At 58.8% G+C, this 18,115-nt stretch carries 16 protein-coding genes and 4 tRNA genes; 5 read left to right on the top strand and 15 right to left on the bottom strand.

Annotation, left to right across the window (positions count from 1 at the left end; translation table 11 throughout):
* Nucleotides 1-5: 5 nt before the first annotated feature.
* Together BXA01_RS25680 and BXA01_RS25675 are read right to left on the bottom strand one after the other, a co-directional pair.
* The gene (locus BXA01_RS25680; protein ID WP_024012403.1) at nt 6-962 is read right to left on the bottom strand and encodes a sugar ABC transporter substrate-binding protein; all 957 of its coding nucleotides are present in this window, start codon (nt 960-962) and stop codon (nt 6-8) included.
* A 198-nt stretch (nt 963-1,160) separates the two neighbouring features.
* The gene (locus BXA01_RS25675) at nt 1,161-1,610 is read right to left on the bottom strand and encodes a hypothetical protein (RefSeq protein WP_041478549.1); all 450 of its coding nucleotides are present in this window, start codon (nt 1,608-1,610) and stop codon (nt 1,161-1,163) included.
* Nucleotides 1,611-1,946: 336 nt separating this feature from the next.
* Here BXA01_RS25675 and BXA01_RS25670 point away from each other — a divergent pair, with 336 nt between their 5' ends.
* From BXA01_RS25670 to BXA01_RS25660, 3 genes are all read left to right on the top strand, one after another.
* Nucleotides 1,947-3,035 carry an asparaginase gene (locus tag BXA01_RS25670; protein ID WP_041478548.1) on the top strand — a complete coding sequence of 363 codons (1,089 nt, stop codon included), beginning with the start codon at nt 1,947-1,949 and terminating at the stop codon, nt 3,033-3,035.
* Between the two features lie 197 nt (nt 3,036-3,232).
* A complete protein-coding gene (locus tag BXA01_RS25665) occupies nt 3,233-3,502 on the top strand; it encodes a DUF1654 domain-containing protein (RefSeq protein ID WP_016774035.1) in 270 nt (89 codons plus the stop codon).
* A gap of 4 nt (nt 3,503-3,506) precedes the next feature.
* On the top strand, nt 3,507-4,196 hold the full coding sequence (locus BXA01_RS25660) for an endonuclease (RefSeq protein ID WP_041478547.1): 690 nt from the start codon (nt 3,507-3,509) through the stop codon (nt 4,194-4,196).
* Nucleotides 4,197-4,281: 85 nt separating this feature from the next.
* Here the strand turns inward: BXA01_RS25660 and BXA01_RS25655 are convergent, their stop codons facing one another.
* Complete coding sequence (locus BXA01_RS25655) at nt 4,282-4,647, bottom strand: SPOR domain-containing protein (RefSeq protein ID WP_076567149.1); 366 nt, start codon at nt 4,645-4,647, stop codon at nt 4,282-4,284.
* Nucleotides 4,648-4,897: 250 nt separating this feature from the next.
* Between BXA01_RS25655 and csrA the strand changes: the two genes are divergently transcribed.
* Entirely contained in the window at nt 4,898-5,092 is a 195-nt protein-coding gene (gene csrA, locus BXA01_RS25650; RefSeq protein ID WP_003179932.1) for a carbon storage regulator CsrA, read from the top strand.
* Between the two features lie 219 nt (nt 5,093-5,311).
* On the opposite strand, the gene BXA01_RS25645 is transcribed toward csrA, so the two are convergent.
* Nucleotides 5,312-5,767, bottom strand: a complete 456-nt coding sequence (locus BXA01_RS25645) for a DUF2214 family protein (RefSeq protein WP_076567147.1) — start codon at nt 5,765-5,767, stop codon at nt 5,312-5,314.
* Between the two features lie 464 nt (nt 5,768-6,231).
* A tRNA-Val gene (locus BXA01_RS25640) sits at nt 6,232-6,308 on the bottom strand.
* Between the two features lie 183 nt (nt 6,309-6,491).
* Here BXA01_RS25640 and BXA01_RS25635 point away from each other — a divergent pair.
* The gene (locus BXA01_RS25635; RefSeq protein ID WP_041478544.1) at nt 6,492-7,775 is read left to right on the top strand and encodes an NAD(P)/FAD-dependent oxidoreductase; all 1,284 of its coding nucleotides are present in this window, start codon (nt 6,492-6,494) and stop codon (nt 7,773-7,775) included.
* Nucleotides 7,776-7,905: 130 nt separating this feature from the next.
* On the opposite strand, the gene BXA01_RS25630 is transcribed toward BXA01_RS25635, so the two are convergent.
* From BXA01_RS25630 to purF, 10 genes are all read right to left on the bottom strand, one after another.
* On the bottom strand, nt 7,906-8,877 hold the full coding sequence (locus BXA01_RS25630; protein WP_076567145.1) for an XdhC family protein: 972 nt from the start codon (nt 8,875-8,877) through the stop codon (nt 7,906-7,908).
* Nucleotide 8,878: 1 nt separating this feature from the next.
* On the bottom strand, nt 8,879-10,114 hold the full coding sequence (locus tag BXA01_RS25625; RefSeq protein WP_076567143.1) for a c-type cytochrome: 1,236 nt from the start codon (nt 10,112-10,114) through the stop codon (nt 8,879-8,881).
* 2 nt (nt 10,115-10,116) lie between these two features.
* Entirely contained in the window at nt 10,117-10,656 is a 540-nt protein-coding gene (locus BXA01_RS25620) for a (2Fe-2S)-binding protein (RefSeq protein ID WP_016773947.1), read from the bottom strand.
* Nucleotides 10,649-13,480, bottom strand: coding sequence for a xanthine dehydrogenase family protein molybdopterin-binding subunit (locus BXA01_RS25615; RefSeq protein ID WP_076567141.1), 2,832 nt, complete (start codon nt 13,478-13,480; stop codon nt 10,649-10,651). Before BXA01_RS25615 ends, BXA01_RS25620 begins: the two co-directional genes overlap by 8 nt.
* 489 nt (nt 13,481-13,969) lie before the next feature.
* Nucleotides 13,970-14,046: transfer RNA gene (locus BXA01_RS25610), tRNA-Asp, on the bottom strand.
* 93 nt (nt 14,047-14,139) lie between these two features.
* Nucleotides 14,140-14,216: transfer RNA gene (locus BXA01_RS25605), tRNA-Asp, on the bottom strand.
* Between the two features lie 55 nt (nt 14,217-14,271).
* Nucleotides 14,272-14,347: transfer RNA gene (locus BXA01_RS25600), tRNA-Val, on the bottom strand.
* A 190-nt stretch (nt 14,348-14,537) separates the two neighbouring features.
* Nucleotides 14,538-15,314 carry an SDR family oxidoreductase gene (locus BXA01_RS25595; RefSeq protein WP_076567139.1) on the bottom strand — a complete coding sequence of 259 codons (777 nt, stop codon included), beginning with the start codon at nt 15,312-15,314 and terminating at the stop codon, nt 14,538-14,540.
* Complete coding sequence (locus BXA01_RS25590) at nt 15,311-16,522, bottom strand: O-succinylhomoserine sulfhydrylase (RefSeq protein WP_016773944.1); 1,212 nt, start codon at nt 16,520-16,522, stop codon at nt 15,311-15,313. Before BXA01_RS25590 ends, BXA01_RS25595 begins: the two co-directional genes overlap by 4 nt.
* Nucleotides 16,523-16,591: 69 nt before the next feature.
* On the bottom strand, nt 16,592-18,097 hold the full coding sequence (gene purF, locus BXA01_RS25585) for an amidophosphoribosyltransferase (protein ID WP_016773943.1): 1,506 nt from the start codon (nt 18,095-18,097) through the stop codon (nt 16,592-16,594).
* Between the last annotated feature and the right edge of the window lie 18 nt (nt 18,098-18,115).

Raw genomic sequence — 18,115 nt, 5'->3', positions numbered from 1 at the left:
ATGACTTACTGGGTGACCAGCTCGACCGGTGTTTCGATCACGCCGTTGGCACCGCTGTCGACTTTCTCGCCTTTGATGATCTTCAGCGCGGTTTCGATGCCGAACACGGCCTGCTTGGCTGCAAACTGGTCAGCCGTCGCCAGCACGCGGCCGTCCTTGAGCATTGGCTTGATCGCGTTGATATTGTCGTAACCGACGACTTTCACCTGCCCTGCCTTACCAGCGGCACGGACTGCGGAAACGGCACCGACCGCCATGCTGTCGTTACCGGCCAGCAGCGCTTTGACATCCGGGTATTCACTGAGGATCGAAGCGGCAACCTTGTTGCCCTTGTCGATCTCCCAGTCACCGGACTGCAGCGAGACCACTTTGATCTGCGCGGCTTCCATCGCGTCCTTGAAACCGGCCGTGCGCGCCTGCGCGTTGGTGGTGGTGGACACGCCTTCGATGATGCCGACCTCGTCGCCCGCCTTCAGTTGCTTGGCCAGATATTCGCCAACCAGACGTGCACCCTTGCGGTTGTCCGGACCTACGAACGGCACGTTGATGTTTTTGCTTTTGACCACGGCGGGATCGAGCTGGTTGTCGATGTTGATCACCGTGATACCGGCGTCTACGGCCTTCTTGATCACCGGCACCATGGCCTTGGAGTCAGAAGGCGCGATCACCAGTGCATTCACCTTGGCCAAGATCATCTGTTCGACGATGCGAGTCTGGCCGGCCGTGTCGGTTTCGTCCTTGATACCGTTGGAGATCAGATCGAAATCGGCGGAGTGTTCTTTCTGGTAGGCCTTGGCGCCGTCTTCCATGGTCAGGAAGAATTCGTTGGCCAAAGATTTCATGACCAGGGCGACTTTGGGCTTTTCTGCAGATTCGGCGAACGCCGAGGAGACAGGTAGTGCGGCGGCTGTGGCAGCCAGCATAGCGACAGCAAGAAGACGTGCGGCGAATGGCAGCTTCATGGGTTCACTCCGATCTTATGATTATTGTGAGCAACGTTTGCGCTGACGTAAGCTACGTCACGGCTCCGGGAGCAGATGCCCTTCCAAGCCGCGCAAACGTTTGCGTAGACCGAACTATGAGAATCCCGCCGACATTTGTCAACAATCAGAAATCGTCTTTTGTTGTAGGCCGAATCGCTGAGTCGGCCATCTGACGCTTCAGGCGGTTGTGTTGACCAGGCCACCGCTGGTAGCGCTTTTCGACATCTCCTTGACCAACGCACCCGCCACCTCTGCCAGTGCGGCGCTGGTTTGCGCGATCTGGCCCTGAATCGACATCACTGCCTGGGATTTCGCTTCGGGAGTCGGATAGCTTGCGGCCTGAGCCGCAGCCAGTTGCTGTTGCTGCTCCTGAAGTTGCTTCTGCAATTCCTTCATCCGCTTGAGCAACGTCTTGACGGTGATGCTGAGATTGCTGTCAGCCTCGGTTTCACTGTTTTCCTGCACAGGCCCGCCACCGGTTCTGACCTGATTCTTCTCAGTCTTTTCGGTACCCAGCGCCTGCGCCGAAGTCTCATTGGTCGCATCGTTCAGGCTGTTGATCGTCGCTGCAGTTTTACCGCCAATGGTGACTGCAGCGGGATTGGCAAAACCGACCGTCAGTGACATGTGAACTCCTAAGATTTGGTTTCCTTGAGGACGCATCGGCCTGAGAGCACATTTCTTTAGCGGAGATTTGTCACCCGCCTGGCTTTTCAGAGATTGCCTATCGGCGAGCCGAACGCGAATCCTCCTGTCGTTCGGAATCCCGGATGGATGAATCCTCAACGATGCTCCAGCCCTCGACAAATATTGATTTAAATCATTGGGTTAAACATTTTCCGCCAGCACATTACGCATGGTATGAATCCTGCTCCCGTCCTTGCACCCCGAGCATTCAGATCGGCTTGGGGCGCATCTAGATGAACCTGCATCAGCACCGTCTCACGACTAGAGAGAAAAATAATGAAATCTGCTTTCAATACTTTGATTCCGGGCGCATTGGCCCTCCTCCTGCTCCTGCCTACTGCCCTTCAGGCAAAAGAAGCCGAAACCCAGACGAAACTGGCCAACGTCGTCGTCCTCGCCACAGGCGGCACCATCGCTGGCGCCGGCGCCAGTGCTGCCAACAGCGCCACTTATCAGGCAGCAAAAGTCGGCATCGAACAACTGATTGCCGGCATTCCCGAGTTGAGCAAACTGGCTAACGTGCGTGGCGAACAAGTCATGCAGATCGCTTCGGAAAGCATCACCAACGACAACCTGCTGCAATTGGGTCGTCGCGTTTCCGAACTGGCTGACAGTAAGGACGTCGACGGCATCGTTATCACCCACGGTACCGACACCCTCGAAGAAACCGCTTACTTCCTGAACCTGGTCGAGAAGACCGACAAGCCGATCATCGTCGTTGGCTCGATGCGTCCGGGCACTGCCATGTCGGCAGACGGCATGCTCAACCTGTACAACGCCGTCGCCGTGGCGAGCAGCAAAGAAGCGCGCGGCAAAGGTGTGCTGGTGACCATGAACGACGAGATCCAGTCCGGTCGCGACGTCAGCAAAATGATCAACATCAAGACCGAAGCATTCAAAAGCGCTTGGGGTCCGCTGGGCATGGTGGTCGAAGGCAAATCCTACTGGTTCCGCCTGCCGGCCAAGCGTCACACCATGGATTCGGAATTCGACATCAAAAACATCAAGAGCCTGCCTGACGTAGAAATTGCCTATTCCTACGGCAACGTCAGCGATACCGCCTACAAGGCACTGGCACAAGCCGGCGCCAAAGCCATCATCCACGCCGGCACTGGCAACGGTTCGGTATCCTCTCGAGTGGTTCCATCCCTGCAAGCGCTGCGCAAGGATGGCGTGCAGATCATTCGCTCGTCCCACGTCAACGCCGGCGGCTTTGTCCTGCGTAACGCCGAACAGCCTGACGACAAATACGACTGGGTTGTCGCTCACGATCTGAACCCGCAAAAAGCCCGCATCCTGGCGATGGTCGCGCTGACCAAGACCAACGACAGCAAAGAGCTGCAACGGATGTTCTGGGAATACTGATTGAACATCGCCTGATTACTTCTCGATCGGGCAATTGCGCATCACCTGTCAGCTTGGCAGGTGGTGCCCCGCTTACACCCTTCCAATACTTTTCCCACAAAAATCTCGACAAGCCCTACACCAAAATCGGAAACCCGCTGTCAGAGGATTTTCTTGAATTTTAAGCAGTTGCGAAATCGCTTACAGTTAAATACTGTATGCACGTACAGCTTAATAAGGATAACCTCGTGGCCACCTCTCCTGCTGCTCCTGACGCTTATGAACGCATGGGTATGCGCGTTCAGAAAATCATCAATTCCCCCACCGCACAAAAAGCCAAAGCCGCACTGATTTTTCGTTTGCCGGATGAGCCGATGGACGACTGGGAGCGCTTGCTCGAGGAAATCGACGAGAACGACAACGTTACCCTCGCTTATCGCGATGACGGTGGCGTGCAGATTTTTTGGGTTGTGCCGAAGGAAGATTGATTCAATGAGTGTCCGCTGTGTTGCTTTGCTGTTGTTGTTTTTCGCCGTGGGCGCCCAGGCTGGCGCCCCGCGTACATTTTCCGAAGCCAAGAAAGCCGCATGGAAACTTTATGCGCCGCAGTCCACGGAGTTTTACTGCGGCTGCAAGTACACCGGCAACCGCGTAGATCTCAAGGCTTGCGGCTATGTGCCGCGCAAGAACGCCAAGCGTGCATCGAGGATCGAGTGGGAGCACATCGTGCCGGCGTGGCAGATCGGGCATCAGCGACAGTGCTGGCAGCAAGGCGGACGCAAAAATTGCACGCGTTACGATCCGGTTTATCAAAAGGCCGAAGCTGATCTGCACAACCTGGTGCCGAGCATCGGTGAGGTCAACGGTGATCGCAGCAACTTCAGCTACGGCTGGTTGCCGGTGCAGTCCGGTCAGTATGGATCCTGCCTGACCCAGGTCGACTTCAAAGCGAAGAAAGTCATGCCCCGCCCTTCGATTCGCGGCATGATCGCCCGCACGTATTTTTATATGAGCAAACAATACGGACTGCGCCTGTCGAAGCAGGATCGGCAGTTGTACGAGGCGTGGGACAAGACCTATCCAGTGCAGGACTGGGAACGTCAGCGCAACCAGAGCGTGGCGTGCGTGATGGGGCGCGGCAACGAGTTTGTCGGCTCGGTAAATCTGAAAGCCTGCGGCTGATCGCAGCACAAATAAAAAGGCCTCGAGCGTTATGCTCGAGGCCTTTTTCATGTCTGGCGTTCAATCTGTTTTGAAGGCGCTACGCTTATGGCGTGAGCGGATGCTCAATCACCACCGACTCGATATTTTGTTTCTTGGCTTTTACCAACGCCGCATCCACCTGCACCTTGCGCGCTTCGGCATCAGCCAGGGAGTTGAACGGACCTATCAGAATGCGCGTTTTACCGTTGCCGTCCTTGACGACCGTCGGAACGAAAGCGTGCTCGATCAACCAGCCGCTCAGGTCACTGACGGCCTGAGGAGTCTCGCCACGCACTTCCAGATCCCACTGTGGCGCGGCGGCCGCCGGCGCTGCCGCGACCTTCGTCTCAGGCTTCGGCGCATCTACATTCTTGCCTTCACCGCAGCCTGCCAATGCCAGTGCCGCTACCAGCCAAACCAATTTGCGCACAACGCTTTCCTCGGAATTCGTAAAGCAGCGATCTTATCATTCATAAATACTTCGCGAGCCCCGCAAAATGGGCACAAAACAACGAGAATGATGATTGCAGCCTCTGTATAGTTACGCCCTGGGAATTAATGCCGCATCTGCGCGTCAGAAAGAGGCACCCAAACCGTGAGACTTCGCACTAATCTATAGATACCACCGACCTCTGCACTGTCTGAATCAGGTGCCCTACAAAGCAATCAAGGAGAAGACCATGCTGATACTCACCCGCAAAGTCGGTGAAAGCATAAACATTGGTGATGACATCACGATCACCATCCTCGGAGTCAGCGGCCAACAAGTCCGCATCGGCATCAACGCTCCGAAAAACGTGGCAGTGCACCGTGAAGAAATTTACCAACGCATCCAGGCCGGCCTGACCGCTCCGGACAAGCCGCAAACACCCTGAGCCACTTTGCATTACGTAGCCAGTCCTATTGCCGTCGCGCAAGACTGGCTAAAGATTCACGCGCCGTTTAGCCATCCGCATTTCACCCCGCTGGGCACGGCGCCTGAAGCACACTGACTCCTTTCACTTATCACTCCCTCCTTTCTTGCGCCGATATTACCTTTCACTCCTGGAGCTGGCTGTCGGACGTTTCCGATAGAGCACGGAGAATTTCGCCTTCTAAGCGAATATCACCCCACGCGCCATGCCTGTCGCCGCGACCATCATCAGGATCAGCAGCAGCGCTTCAACATGACTGATTCCCGCGTACAACTTCGCACGCCCGGCATCAGGCGCTACCCCGCGCGACGATGCGATGCGCCATTTGATCAGCGTGATCATGGGTGCAAGCTCCATCAGTAGTATCAGCAAGAACAGCGTCATCTTCAGATGAAACAGCGGCTGATGCAGGTAATAGCCAGAGCCTTTCTCGTAACCACCAAACCCACGCATCGCTCCGGTGATAAGCAGCGTCAAAGCTGAAAGCCCCCAAAGGTTATCCGCGAGCAGAACGCGCTTGACCTCTCCCGTGCCCGCCGAGAGCTGGCTGAACGCTGTGCCGCGCGTCAGCACTGCCCAGAAAGCCAAGGCAAACGCGAATAGATGAATAGCGGCAAGGACCCACTGACTCAGCATCGACGCACTCCCTTATAAAGAGTTGAAAATCGGCCAGTCAGTAGTAGACGAAAAAACGGCGCCTCGCCTGGAGGTGAAGGTGAGATAGATGCCCAACGCCAAATCGCAGGCAAAAAAAATCCCAAGCAGCTGATGGAAGCTTGGGATTTAAAAATGCATAAACCGTGGTGGTGAACGCAGGTCCGATGTTACTTAAATTCCCAACATGCAACAAGGCTTTTTCGATAACCGGTTAGAGAAAAAGAGCTGTAAGCCTTTGGATATTCAGGTGTTTTCAACAACGAAATGGAAGAAGAATGCACCAAAATGGCGCTTGATCATTTTGCGCAAACAGTAATGAATGGAGAGCTGATCAGAGCGAAGCGGAAAGGACCGGGAACAAGCGTTGCGCAAATCGCAGACAACAAAAAAGGGCCCACCTTTCGGTGAGCCCTTCCAGACCGCCCAGCAGAGCGGATTTTGTTTGGTAGGCGCGATTGGACTCGAACCAACGACCCCCACCATGTCAAGGTGGTGCTCTAACCAACTGAGCTACGTGCCTGCTGTGAGGCGGCATTCTACGGAATTCCGGAGGGGTGTCAACACCTTTTTTTCACCTAACCCTATGAATATGCAAAATATTTAATTTCGCCTCAGCGAAGAAGATTTTCCGCTGGCTGGCGGAGGTTTTTCAACTCGGGTAGGATCGGCACACTCGTAAAATATATTAAACAGAGGCGGCAGGATGGCGAACACCCAATACCCAGAGTCTTATTACGCTGCGTCGGCCAATGCCGTACCACCACGCCCTGTGCTGCAGGATGATGTGGAGACGGACGTCTGTGTGATCGGCGCCGGGTATACCGGGCTGTCGTCCGCCCTGTTCCTGTTGGAGAACGGTTTTCGCGTAACCGTGCTGGAAGCGGCGAAAGTCGGTTTTGGCGCCTCGGGCCGAAACGGTGGGCAGATCGTCAACAGCTACAGCCGCGACATCGACGTCATTGAACGCACGGTCGGCCCCAAGCAGGCGCAACTGCTCGGCGAAATGGCCTTTGAAGGCGGCCGGATCATTCGCGAGCGCGTGGCCAGATACAACATCCAGTGCGACCTGAAAGACGGCGGTGTATTCGCCGCCCTTTCCGCCAAACAAATGGGGCACTTGGAATCGCAAAAGCGCCTGTGGGAACGCTTCGGCCACACCCAGCTGGAATTGATGGATCAACGCCGCATCCGTGAAGTGGTGGGTTGCGATCAATACGTCGGTGGCATGCTCGATATGAGCGGCGGCCACATTCATCCGCTGAATCTGGCGCTCGGTGAAGCAGCGGCAGTCGAGTCTCTCGGCGGCACCATCTATGAGCAATCACCTGCCGTGCGCATCGAGCGCGGGGCCAATCCGGTTGTGCATACGCCGCAAGGCAAGGTCAGGGCCAGGTTCATCATCGTCGCCGGCAACGCCTACCTCGGTAATCTGGTGCCGGAACTGGCGGCCAAATCGATGCCGTGCGGTACCCAGGTGATCACCACCGAGCCGCTGGGCGATGAGCTGGCGAAGGCGCTTTTGCCGCAGGATTACTGCGTGGAAGACTGCAACTATCTGCTCGACTACTATCGCCTGACCGCCGACAAGCGCTTGATCTTCGGTGGCGGCGTGGTTTACGGCGCTCGCGATCCGGCGAACATCGAAGCGATCATCCGCCCGAAGATGCTCAAGGCCTTCCCGCAACTCAAGGATGTGAAGATCGATTACGCCTGGACCGGCAACTTCCTGCTGACCCTGTCGCGCTTGCCACAGGTCGGGCGCCTGGGCGACAACATCTATTATTCGCAGGGTTGCAGCGGTCACGGCGTCACCTACACGCACCTGGCTGGCAAAGTCCTCGCCGAAGCGTTGCGCGGTCAGGCCGAGCGTTTCGATGCCTTTGCCGACCTGCCGCACTACCCCTTCCCCGGCGGGCAATTGCTACGCACACCGTTTGCCGCGCTGGGCGCCTGGTATTACGGGCTGCGCGATAAGTACGGCCTATAAACACCATTGTGGCGAGGGGATTTATCCCCGTTGGGGGGTGCGAAGCGCCCCCTCTTGAGCAGGAGGGGACTGCTGCGCAGTCCAACGGGGATAAATCCCCTCGCCACAGTAGATTCAGCAAGGCCTAGGATCAGAGCTGATCCCGAGCGATCCCGCTGCGAATCCGCAGGATATCCGCCAGCACCGCCAGCGCAATTTCCGCCGGTGTCTTGCTGCCGAGGTTGAGGCCGATCGGCGCATGAATCCGCTCCAGCTCCGCCTCGCTCAAACCACCAATGCGACGTAAGCGCTCAAAGCGTTTTTGCGATGTCTGCTGCGACCCCATCACACCGATGTAAAACGCCTTGGTGCGCACCGCCTCCATCATCGCCAGATCATCGATACGCGGATCGTGGGTCAACGCCACTACCGCCGTATCGCGATGACAACCACCGTCGGCAATAAACACCGAAGGCAACTGCCGACGAATTTCCACGCCATTGAGCACCACACCTTCCAGCACCTCGTCGCGCGGATCGCAGAGAATCACTTCGAAGCCAAGTCCTACCGCGAACTCGGCACAGGCCTGCGCCACACTGGAGTAGCCGGCGAGCAACAAACGCTGTGCTGCACCAATACGGATGCGCACCCGATCGATCTCACGCTCGATCCGCGCACCCTGCTCGCGATCAGCAAACAGAGCGCGCGCACCGCTGGCCAGATCGACTTCGCGAAGCAGACGACGCTGACCCAGCAGCGCTGATTCCAGTTCACGCAGGTGCGCCTGCACCGCGCAGTCGGCGTCAAGTTTCTCCACCAACACATCGAGAATGCCACCGCAAGGCAGACTGACCCGCGAGCGCGGATCATCGCCTTCGCCGTAACGCACGACGCTTACTGTTTCGAGAAACGCACCTTCGGCAACGCGCTCAAGAAAATCCTCCTCCACGCAACCGCCCGACAGCGAACCGATCCACTGCCCGCCTTCGTTCACCGCGAGCAGCGAACCCGGCGCGCGCGGTGCCGAGCCGTAAGTGGTCAGCACCGTGCACAGCCAGATTCGCTGCCCGGCCACCGACCATTCCAGCGCCCTACGCACCACTTGCAGATCGAGATGCTGCATATCAGTGGGCCTTGTGCTCGACGCTCGGCGCGTCGGCTTGCAGCTTCTGCACTTCACTTACTGCCAGCTCAGCGCTCTGTCCGCCCCAACCTTGACGCAAATAGTTGAGCAGATCGGTCAATTGCTCAGGACTGAGCTTTTCAGCAAAACCCGGCATCGGCTGCATGTGCTCGAACCCGGAAAACTTCTGTTCGCCGATGCCATCCTCGATCACTCGCAACAGGTTGCGCGGATCTTCCAGACGCAACGTGGTGTTGCCGCGCATGGCCACTGCGATGTGCGGCTTGCCTTCACCGCCAGCCGCGTGGCAACCGGCGCAGACGTTCAGATATTCCTGACGGCCGCGCTGGGCACTCGCGCTGAGCTTGTCCAGCGGTACTTCGACGAGCTCTTTGGCTGGTGGCGGTTGCTCGCCAAGGAGGAACGTCGCCATTGCCGCCAGGTCAGCATCGCTCAGACCTTGAGTGCTGTTGTGAAACACCGGGAACATTTCGTTGAACATCGTTCCTTGCGCGCTCATGCCATGCTTCAGAAACGTGCTCAGATCCTGCTGATTCCAGCCGCGCGCGGCCAGGTCGGTGGCCAGCAGGCTCGGTGCCAGATAACCATTGAGAATGCCGCCGGTCATGCGCTTGTCCATTTGCATCGCGCCGGGCAGGCCGCGTGGCGTATGGCATTCGCCGCAGTGACCGAGAACGTCGACCATGTACTGGCCGCGCTTCCATGCCTCACTTTTGCCTTCGGCCGGTTCCAGCTTGACGTCTTTGCCGTAGAGCATGTTCCAGCCGGTCAGGCCCAGACGCACGTTGAACGGAAAGCTCAGGCTGGTCACCGGCGCGGCGCGTTCGATCGGTTCGATGGTTTTCAGATACGCGTGAATCGCATCGGAATCGGCGCGCGGCATCAGGTGATACGAGGTGTACGGCATCGCTGGATACAGATTCGCACCGTCGCGTCGTTTGCCTTCGGTCAGCGCAGCGAAGAACTCGTCATCGTTGTACAGACCGATGCCGTGCTCTTTGCTCGGGGTGATGTTGGTGCCGTAGATCGTGCCGAATGGCGAGACGATCGGCAGGCCGCCGGCATACGGCGCGCCACCCGGTGCGGTGTGGCAGGCCATGCAGTCGGCAGCGCGGGCGAGGTATTCGCCGCGCTTGACCTGTTCATCGGCGTGGACCGCCAAAAGCGGCGCGGCCAGTCCGACCGCAAAAGTCAGGCGGGTCAGTAAACGCTTCATGCTCAACCCTCCTTGACCAGGCCGAGATCGGTCAGCACGTTGCGCGTGGCGTTGTAATAACGCACGTAACCGGTGCAGCGGCAGACGTGATGGCCGAGACTGTCCTCGATCACCTGTTCCAGCTGACTTTTGACAATCGGCTGGCGCTGCAGCTTCTCGACCAGCACGGTCGCGGCGTTGACGAAGCCTGGCGCGCAGTAGCTGCACTGGAAAGCGAACTCGTCGACAAAGCGCTGCTGGATCGGATTGAGCTCGGTGACCTGGCCCTGCTCGTCGCGAGTGGCGTGGCCTTCGATGGTGCGGACTTTCTTGCCCTCGAAGTAGTGCGCGCCGGTGATGCAGGTGCGCACTTCTTCGCTGGTACCGTCGGGGTTATCGACGATCACCACGCAGGCGTGGCAGATCCCCTGACCGCAGCCCAGCCGCGAGCCGGTGAGGTTTTTGTATTCGTGCAGATAGTCGATCATCGGCAGGTCATCAGGGATGTCCACCGGGCCGACGGATTGACCATTGAGGGTCAGTTGAAGCGGACGGTTAGCCATTGAGGGCCTCCTTGATGCGCGCAGCAGTGATGGGCAGGTCGCGAACACGTTTACCGATGGCATGCGCCACGGCGTTACCGATGGCACCGACAATCGGGATCATCACCACTTCGGCGATGCCCTTGGACGGATCGCTCGGCGACAGCGGCGGCAGGATCTCCGCGGTCTGCTTCCACACCGCAACGTGACGCGCCATCGGCAGGCGGTAACGGTTGAAGTTCCAGTCACCCTCCCCCGGCCCGCCTTCGTACAACGGCATCTCTTCCATCAGCGCATGACCAATACCCATGGCGATACCGCCTTCGAGCTGGCCCTTGACCAACTGTTCAACCAGCACGCGCCCGCACTCGATCCACGAATGGTGGTTGAGCACCTGAACCTCCGCCGAGCCTTTATTGACCTTCAACTCAACCAGCGTCGCGACCGGGCTGTAATAGGTCACGGCAGCGTTGTTCAACTGCACTACCGGGTAGTTGACGTTCTGCCGATCAAGCAAGTGGAAGCCGGCGCTGTTCATCTGCGCTTTCTTCGCTTGCGGCGCGCCATCGCCGTATTTCACCGCCAGACCGTCGAGCGGCAGGCGCTCGCGCACGCCGTCGATGCTGTATTCAGCCTCGGCCCAGCTCCAGCGGTTGAAACCATGCACCGTGGCGCCAGTCACCAGACCGCGTTCGTGGGCGCGTTTGGCCAGTTCTTCGAAACTCAGCGGCTGCATGCCGTTGGCGGTCAGCTTGCCATCGACCCAATGCGCATCTTCGCGGCGCACCACGTAAGGGTTGGCCTGACCGCCGTACGGCCCCTGACGCCAGATCTCCAGCGCCGCCGGCCACAAACCGTGGTTGAACAGCACACGCGCAGCTTCACGGGTCGCATGACTGAAGTAGTAGGCGGAGTTGGTCGCCGAAGACGCCGACGCCAACTTGCCGACCCAGCGCGGATTGCGCAGCAGATTGTCCTGCTCGGCCTGACTCATGATGTACGGGTTGCCGCTGGTGATCAGCTGCATTTCCTGCCACTCGGTTTCTCCGGTCTTCACATCATGCGCCGAGCTGCCGAGGAAATCGGCGACGACCAAGGCTTGCGAAGTGGACATGCCGGTGCCGATTTCGATACCGATATGGCGCAGGGTGATGCGCCCGTCAGCGGTGAATTCGATGCTGGCCATCGGCGCTTCGGAGCCGGTACCGAAGTCTTTCTGGCAGATGGCGAAACCGACGCCGTACCAGTTATCCGGGTCTGCCGCTTCACGTTGCTGCTTGATCGTGTCGCGGTTTTTCCAGACTTCGTGCACCGAGGCCTTGTCGAGAATTTCGTGCAGGCGCAATGCACCGGCCGGGATCGCGCCCTGGGTATTTTTCATGCCGGAACGCAGGGCATTCCTGCGGCGCAAATCGATGGCGTCGACACCCAGACGACTGGCGATCTCGTCGACCATCATTTCGGTCGCCGCCATGCTTTGCAGGGTGCCGTAACCGCGCATCGAACCCGCCTCGACCGCGCGCGAGTGATACGCGGTGACTTGCAGGTCGTTCTGCGGCATGTAGTAGATCGACTGCGCAGCCGTGGCGCCAACCGCTGCCACCGATGGGCTGTAGTTGACCCGACCGCCGCCGTCGACGCTCATTTCCGCGCGGAAAATCTTGAAGGTGTAGTCGTTCTTGTCCACGGCCAACTGGTAGCGGATGTCGAACGGGTGACGCTTGATGCCGCTCTGGAATTGCTCGTAGCGGTCGTTGGCCAGACGCACCGGCACACCGGCGCCGTACAGCGCGGCCAGGGCTGCATAGTAGACAAAAATGTTGTGGTCTTTGGAGCCATACCCGACGGTGTAGCCCGGGTGCATGTTCAGGTTGGCCAGGCCGAAACGCGACGGCCCGATCATCTTCGCAGTCTCGGTCGCGACTTCCAGCGGGCACTGCGTCGCCACGACGAAATGCAGGATTTTGGTTTTCGGGTCGTACCAGCCGTTGCCGTTGTCCGGCTCGAGGGCGGCCGGTTCGATCGACGGCGTCTTGTAGCGCTCATCGAACACCAGCCAGTTGTCTGGCGGCGTGTCGATTTCCTGCTTCATGCGGTCGGCGTAGAACAGGCCGCGCTCGGTGAGGTTGCCATGCAGGTTCGGCGATGCATTCCACACTGGACGGCGGTTCTTCAGCATCGGGAACAGGATCGAATCCTTGAGGCTGGCGAACTCGTCTTCGTCCGCCGAAGTCGCGCCACCGACGCGCACGTAGCGGAAGCTGCCGTAGGGATCACCTTCGTAGAACGGCACTTTGGCGCCGTAACGAATCGCTTTGTCATTGAATTTGAGTTGGTTCTTGGCCTGACGGAAACGCTCGAAATCGTTCCAGATCAGGATCGCCACCGGGTGACCGATGAACATCGGCACTTTGCCTTCCGGCAGCAATGGATCAGGCGCGTGCTCTTCGGGGAAGACGATACCGTCCTTGTCCAGATCGGCAGCGGTAACGATGCGGTCTGGCTGCAGATCGGCGCCGAGCCACGACAGGTCGTAACCTGCGTAGATATGGTCGGCCTTGATGGTTTTCAGCAGCATGGCGTGGCCCTGTTGCTCAGGCCAGCCGGGCATGTCCTTGGCGCGGATGTCGCGGGCAAACACCTTGCTGCCGCAGACCTTGGACAAGGCATCGTTGCGTTGACGGGCCTTGCCGTTATTGCCGAGCCATTTCTCGGACGGCACAGTGACGCTGTTTTCCATCAAGGCAGCCAGCGCCTGACTGCTGAGCGGCGTGAGCGTAACGCTCACACCCGCCACCAGCCCGCCCTGGAGGAACGAGCGCCGGGATATTTCACGGTTGGACATGGATCATCCTCTGGGCGGTTATAGGTCCGCCCTTGTGGTTATCTACTGGGGATCTCGAGTCGTGCAGAAGCTCTTTCTGGCGAAGCAAAGAGCTGTGTTGACAGTGCAAAGCTGACCGAAAGGTTAACTTTAAAGGTTTCTGCGCCCACAGCAAACAACCAGTTACAAAAACCTGACCAAATAATCAAAAAATCAATGCGACGTGGCACCGCATCCGATCCGCCGAGACAACAGAGCGTGCCTATGTGGGAGCGAGCCTGCTCGAGAAAACTTTTTTCCAGGCAATACAGATTTTGAATGTACCGGCGCTTTCGCGAGCAGGCTCGCTCCCACAGGGATTCGCATGGACTTAAGGAGTGAGGAAGAGGAATAACCAAATTTCAGACACAAAAAACCCCGGTCTTTCGACCAGGGTCTTTGCTATCGATCCGATTCAGCCTATGACTGGTTTCGGCGCTTCAAGGCGTTCAGTGGTCCTTGAAGCAGATATGGCGCAGCGGACGGGACTCGAACCCGCGACCCCCGGCGTGACAGGCCGGTATTCTAACCGACTGAACTACCGCTGCGTATCGCTTTGAGCTTGCGCTCAAGTAACTCGTTTTGATTGCCGGCTTCGGTGCCTTGCAATCGCGAATCAGATGAATCTGACTCGTAAAATATGGCGCAGCGGACGGGACTCGAACCCGCGACCCCCGGCGTGACAGGCCGGTATTCTAACCGACTGAACTACCGCTGCGCGTCGGTGCAGGCACTTTCAGCCTACTCTCTTGCTTGCGCAAGCTTCTCGGGAGTGGTGGGTGATGACGGGATCGAACCGCCGACATTCTGCTTGTAAGGCAGACGCTCTCCCAGCTGAGCTAATCACCCGTTTGCATCTCCGAGGCCGCGAAATTTACGCAGGTGGCGAAGCTAAGTCAATAGCAGGATTGGAGTTTTTTTCAAAAACGGGTTTTAGCTGCAAGCTCCAAGCTCCAAGCTCCAAGAAAAAGCAGGATCACCTAAAGCAGGCACACCAGCGTCTTGCTTTAGCTTGCACCTTGAAGCTTGAAGCTGCCTTTCACTGCTCGTAGATCATTTTCTTGGTCATGCCGCCATCGACGACAAATTCCTGCCCGGTGACAAATCCCGCATTACGCGACAGCAACCACGCCACCATCGCCGCCACGTCTTCGACCGTCCCCACCCTGCCCGCCGGATGCTGGGCGTGATCGGCATCGGCCAAAGGTTCGGCGCGACGCACCGAGGGATCACGCGCATCGATCCAACCAGGACTGACTGCGTTCACGCGGATTTCCGGTCCAAGGCTGATTGCCAGCGCATGGGTCAGCGCCAACAGCCCACCCTTGCTCGCCGCATACGCCTCGGAGTCCGCCTCCGACTGTCGCGCACGGGTCGAGGCCAGATTGACGATCGAACCGTTGTGCGCACGCAGATAAGGCGCACAGTGCTTGGCCAGCAACATCGGCCCGCTCAGATTCACCGCCAGCACCCTATTCCAATAGGCGAGATCGAGGCTTTCCAGAGTAATGTTGTGCGGATCGGCCACCGCCGCGTTGCAGACAAGCGCATCAAGGCGACCAAACTGCCCCAGCACCTCGGCCACGCCCAGTGCGACCTGATTTTCCTCGGCGACGTCCATGGCGATGAACCAGGCATTCTCGCCGAGCACCTTCGCCACTTTCGAACCACGTGCCCGATCGAGATCGGTCAGCACCACTTGCCAGCCTTCGCTGATCAGCCAGGCGGCAATTCCGAGGCCGATACCGCGTGCAGCGCCAGTGACCAGCGCCACGCGGCCATGGGTATTGGCCGCCGGTGTGGACAACTCGATCACAATGCCGCCAGACCGCGCGCCAGGTCAGCCTGCAGGTCAGCGACATCTTCCAGACCAACCGCGACGCGGATAAGGCTGTCGCGAATCCCCGCCGCTTCACGCTCCTGCGGCGCCAGACGGCCGTGGGAGGTGGTGCTTGGATGGGTGATCGTGGTTTTGCTGTCGCCGAGGTTGGCGGTGATCGAAATCAACCGAGTAGCATCGATAAAGCGCCAGGCGCCTTCTTTGCCGCCCTTGACCTCGAAGCTGACCACTGCACCAAAACCCTTCTGCTGGCGCTGAGCCAACTCGTGCTGCGGATGGCTCTTCAGACCGGCGTAATGGACCTTCTCGATGCCGTCCTGCTGCTCCAGCCATTCGGCCAGCGCCTGAGCGTTGGCGCAATGCGCTTTCATGCGCAGGTTGAGGGTCTCGAGGCCTTTGAGGAAGATCCACGCGTTGAACGGGCTGAGGGTCGGGCCGGCGGTCCGCAGGAAGCCGACTACTTCTTTCATCTGCTCACCGCGACCGGCGACAACGCCGCCCATGCAGCGGCCCTGACCGTCGATGAACTTGGTCGCCGAGTGCACGACAATGTCCGCGCCGAGCTTCAGCGGCTGCTGCAACGCCGGGGTGCAGAAGCAGTTGTCGACCACCAGCTGCGCGCCTTTGGCATGCGCGATTTCTGCCAGCGCGGCGATATCCACCAGTTCGGCCAACGGATTGGACGGCGACTCGACAAAAAGCAGCTTGGTGTTGGACTTGATCGCCGCGTCCCAGGCCGACAGATCGGCCAGCGGGACGTAATCGACTTCGACGCCGAAGCGTTTGAAGTACTTCTCGAAGAGGCTGATGGTCGAGCCGAACACGCTGCGCGACACCAGCACATGATCGCCAGCACTGCACAGGCTCATCACCACCGCCATGATCGCGGCCATGCCGGTTGCCGTGGCGACGGCTTGCTCGGCGCCCTCCAGCGCGGCGATGCGCTCTTCAAACGCACGCACGGTCGGGTTGGTGTAACGCGAATAGACGTTGCCCGGCACTTCGCCGGCAAAGCGCGCCGCTGCATCGGCAGCGGTGCGGAACACGTAGCTGGAAGTGAAGAACATCGGATCACCGTGTTCGCCTTCCGGCGTGCGGTGCTGACCGGCACGGACGGCCAGGGTATCGAACGCTACGCCTTCGAGGTCGCTGTCCAGCCGACCGGCATCCCATTCCTGACTCATGCTGTCTCTCCTTTGTTCACGAACAATAAATATCAGATACAAAACCGGCCCCTCAGGGCCGGTGGAAACTCAGTTGTTGTACAGATCGATGATCGCACTGACTGCCTGGGTCTTGACCTTCGAGGCATCGTTGCGCGCCTGTTCGATCTTGTTCAGGTAAGCCTCGTCGACGTCACCGGTCACGTACTTGCCGTCGAACACCGCGCAATCGAAGTGCTCGATCTTGATCTTGCCGCCGCCGACCGCTTCGATCAAGTCAGGCAGGTCCTGATAGATCAACCAGTCTGCGCCGATCAGGTCGGCCACGTCCTGAGTCGAACGGTTGTGCGCGATCAGCTCGTGGGCGCTCGGCATGTCGATACCGTACACGTTCGGGAAGCGCACCGCAGGTGCCGCCGAGCAGAAGTAGACGTTTTTCGCGCCGGCCTCGCGGGCCATCTGGATGATCTGCTTGCAAGTGGTGCCGCGCACGATCGAGTCATCGACCAGCATCACGTTCTTGCCACGGAATTCCAGCTCGATGGCGTTGAGCTTTTGACGTACCGACTTCTTGCGCGCAGCCTGGCCCGGCATGATGAAGGTGCGGCCGATGTAACGGTTCTTGACGAAGCCTTCGCGGAATTTCACACCCAGGTGATTGGCCAGCTCCAGCGCGGCAGTACGGCTGGTGTCCGGAATCGGGATGACCACGTCGATGTCGTGCTCAGGACGCTCACGCAGGATCTTCTCGGCAAGCTTCTCGCCCATGCGCAGACGCGCCTTGTACACCGAGACGCCGTCGATGATCGAATCCGGACGCGCCAGGTAGACGTGTTCGAAGATGCACGGGGTCAGCGACGGGTTGGTTGCGCACTGACGGGTGTGCAGCTTGCCATCTTCGGTGATGTACACCGCTTCGCCTGGCGCGAGGTCGCGGATCAGGGTGAAACCGAGCACGTCCAGGGAAACGCTTTCCGAGGCGATCATGTACTCGACGCCTTCGTCAGTGTGACGCTGGCCGAACACGATCGGGCGAATGCCGTGCGGATCGCGGAAACCGACGATGCCGTAACCGGTGACCATCGCCACAACGGCGTAACCACCCACGCAGCGGTTGTGCACATCGGTCACAGCGGCGAACACGTCTTCTTCGGTCGGCTGCAGCTTGCCGCGCTGGGCCAGCTCGTGGGCGAACACGTTGAGCAGCACTTCCGAGTCGGAACTGGTGTTGACGTGACGCAGATCGGATTCGTAGATCTCTTTGGCCAACTGTTCAACGTTGGTCAGGTTACCGTTGTGCGCCAGGGTGATGCCGTACGGCGAGTTGACGTAGAACGGCTGGGCTTCGGCCGACGTCGAGCTGCCGGCAGTCGGGTAACGGACGTGGCCGATACCCATGTGGCCGACCAGACGCTGCATGTGACGCTGCTGGAACACGTCACGCACCAGGCCATTATCCTTGCGCAGGAACAACCGGCCATCATGGCTGGTCACGATACCGGCAGCGTCCTGGCCGCGGTGCTGGAGCACGGTTAGCGCGTCATACAGCGCCTGATTGACGTTCGACTTACCGACGATACCGACGATGCCACACATGCGACGCAACCCCTACTT

The organism is Pseudomonas sp. B10, from assembly GCF_900156235.1.
In the GTDB taxonomy this organism is placed as follows: Bacteria; Pseudomonadota; Gammaproteobacteria; order Pseudomonadales; family Pseudomonadaceae; genus Aquipseudomonas; species Aquipseudomonas siliginis.
This window is presented reverse-complemented; position numbering and strand designations above follow the sequence as displayed.

Bases quoted from the DNA above. Each gene is read 5' to 3' on its own strand.
- BXA01_RS25680 (WP_024012403.1), bottom strand. From the start codon at position 962: ATGAAGCTGCCATTCGCCGCACGTCTTCTTGCTGTCGCTATGCTGGCT.
- BXA01_RS25675 (WP_041478549.1), bottom strand. From the start codon at position 1,610: ATGTCACTGACGGTCGGTTTTGCCAATCCCGCTGCAGTCACCATTGGC.
- BXA01_RS25670 (WP_041478548.1), top strand. From the start codon at position 1,947: ATGAAATCTGCTTTCAATACTTTGATTCCGGGCGCATTGGCCCTCCTC.
- BXA01_RS25665 (WP_016774035.1), top strand. From the start codon at position 3,233: ATGCACGTACAGCTTAATAAGGATAACCTCGTGGCCACCTCTCCTGCT.
- BXA01_RS25660 (WP_041478547.1), top strand. From the start codon at position 3,507: ATGAGTGTCCGCTGTGTTGCTTTGCTGTTGTTGTTTTTCGCCGTGGGC.
- csrA (WP_003179932.1), top strand. From the start codon at position 4,898: ATGCTGATACTCACCCGCAAAGTCGGTGAAAGCATAAACATTGGTGAT.
- BXA01_RS25645 (WP_076567147.1), bottom strand. From the start codon at position 5,767: ATGCTGAGTCAGTGGGTCCTTGCCGCTATTCATCTATTCGCGTTTGCC.
- BXA01_RS25635 (WP_041478544.1), top strand. From the start codon at position 6,492: ATGGCGAACACCCAATACCCAGAGTCTTATTACGCTGCGTCGGCCAAT.
- BXA01_RS25630 (WP_076567145.1), bottom strand. From the start codon at position 8,877: ATGCAGCATCTCGATCTGCAAGTGGTGCGTAGGGCGCTGGAATGGTCG.
- BXA01_RS25625 (WP_076567143.1), bottom strand. From the start codon at position 10,114: ATGAAGCGTTTACTGACCCGCCTGACTTTTGCGGTCGGACTGGCCGCG.
- BXA01_RS25620 (WP_016773947.1), bottom strand. From the start codon at position 10,656: ATGGCTAACCGTCCGCTTCAACTGACCCTCAATGGTCAATCCGTCGGC.
- BXA01_RS25615 (WP_076567141.1), bottom strand. From the start codon at position 13,480: ATGTCCAACCGTGAAATATCCCGGCGCTCGTTCCTCCAGGGCGGGCTG.
- BXA01_RS25590 (WP_016773944.1), bottom strand. From the start codon at position 16,522: ATGAGTCAGGAATGGGATGCCGGTCGGCTGGACAGCGACCTCGAAGGC.
- purF (WP_016773943.1), bottom strand. From the start codon at position 18,097: ATGTGTGGCATCGTCGGTATCGTCGGTAAGTCGAACGTCAATCAGGCG.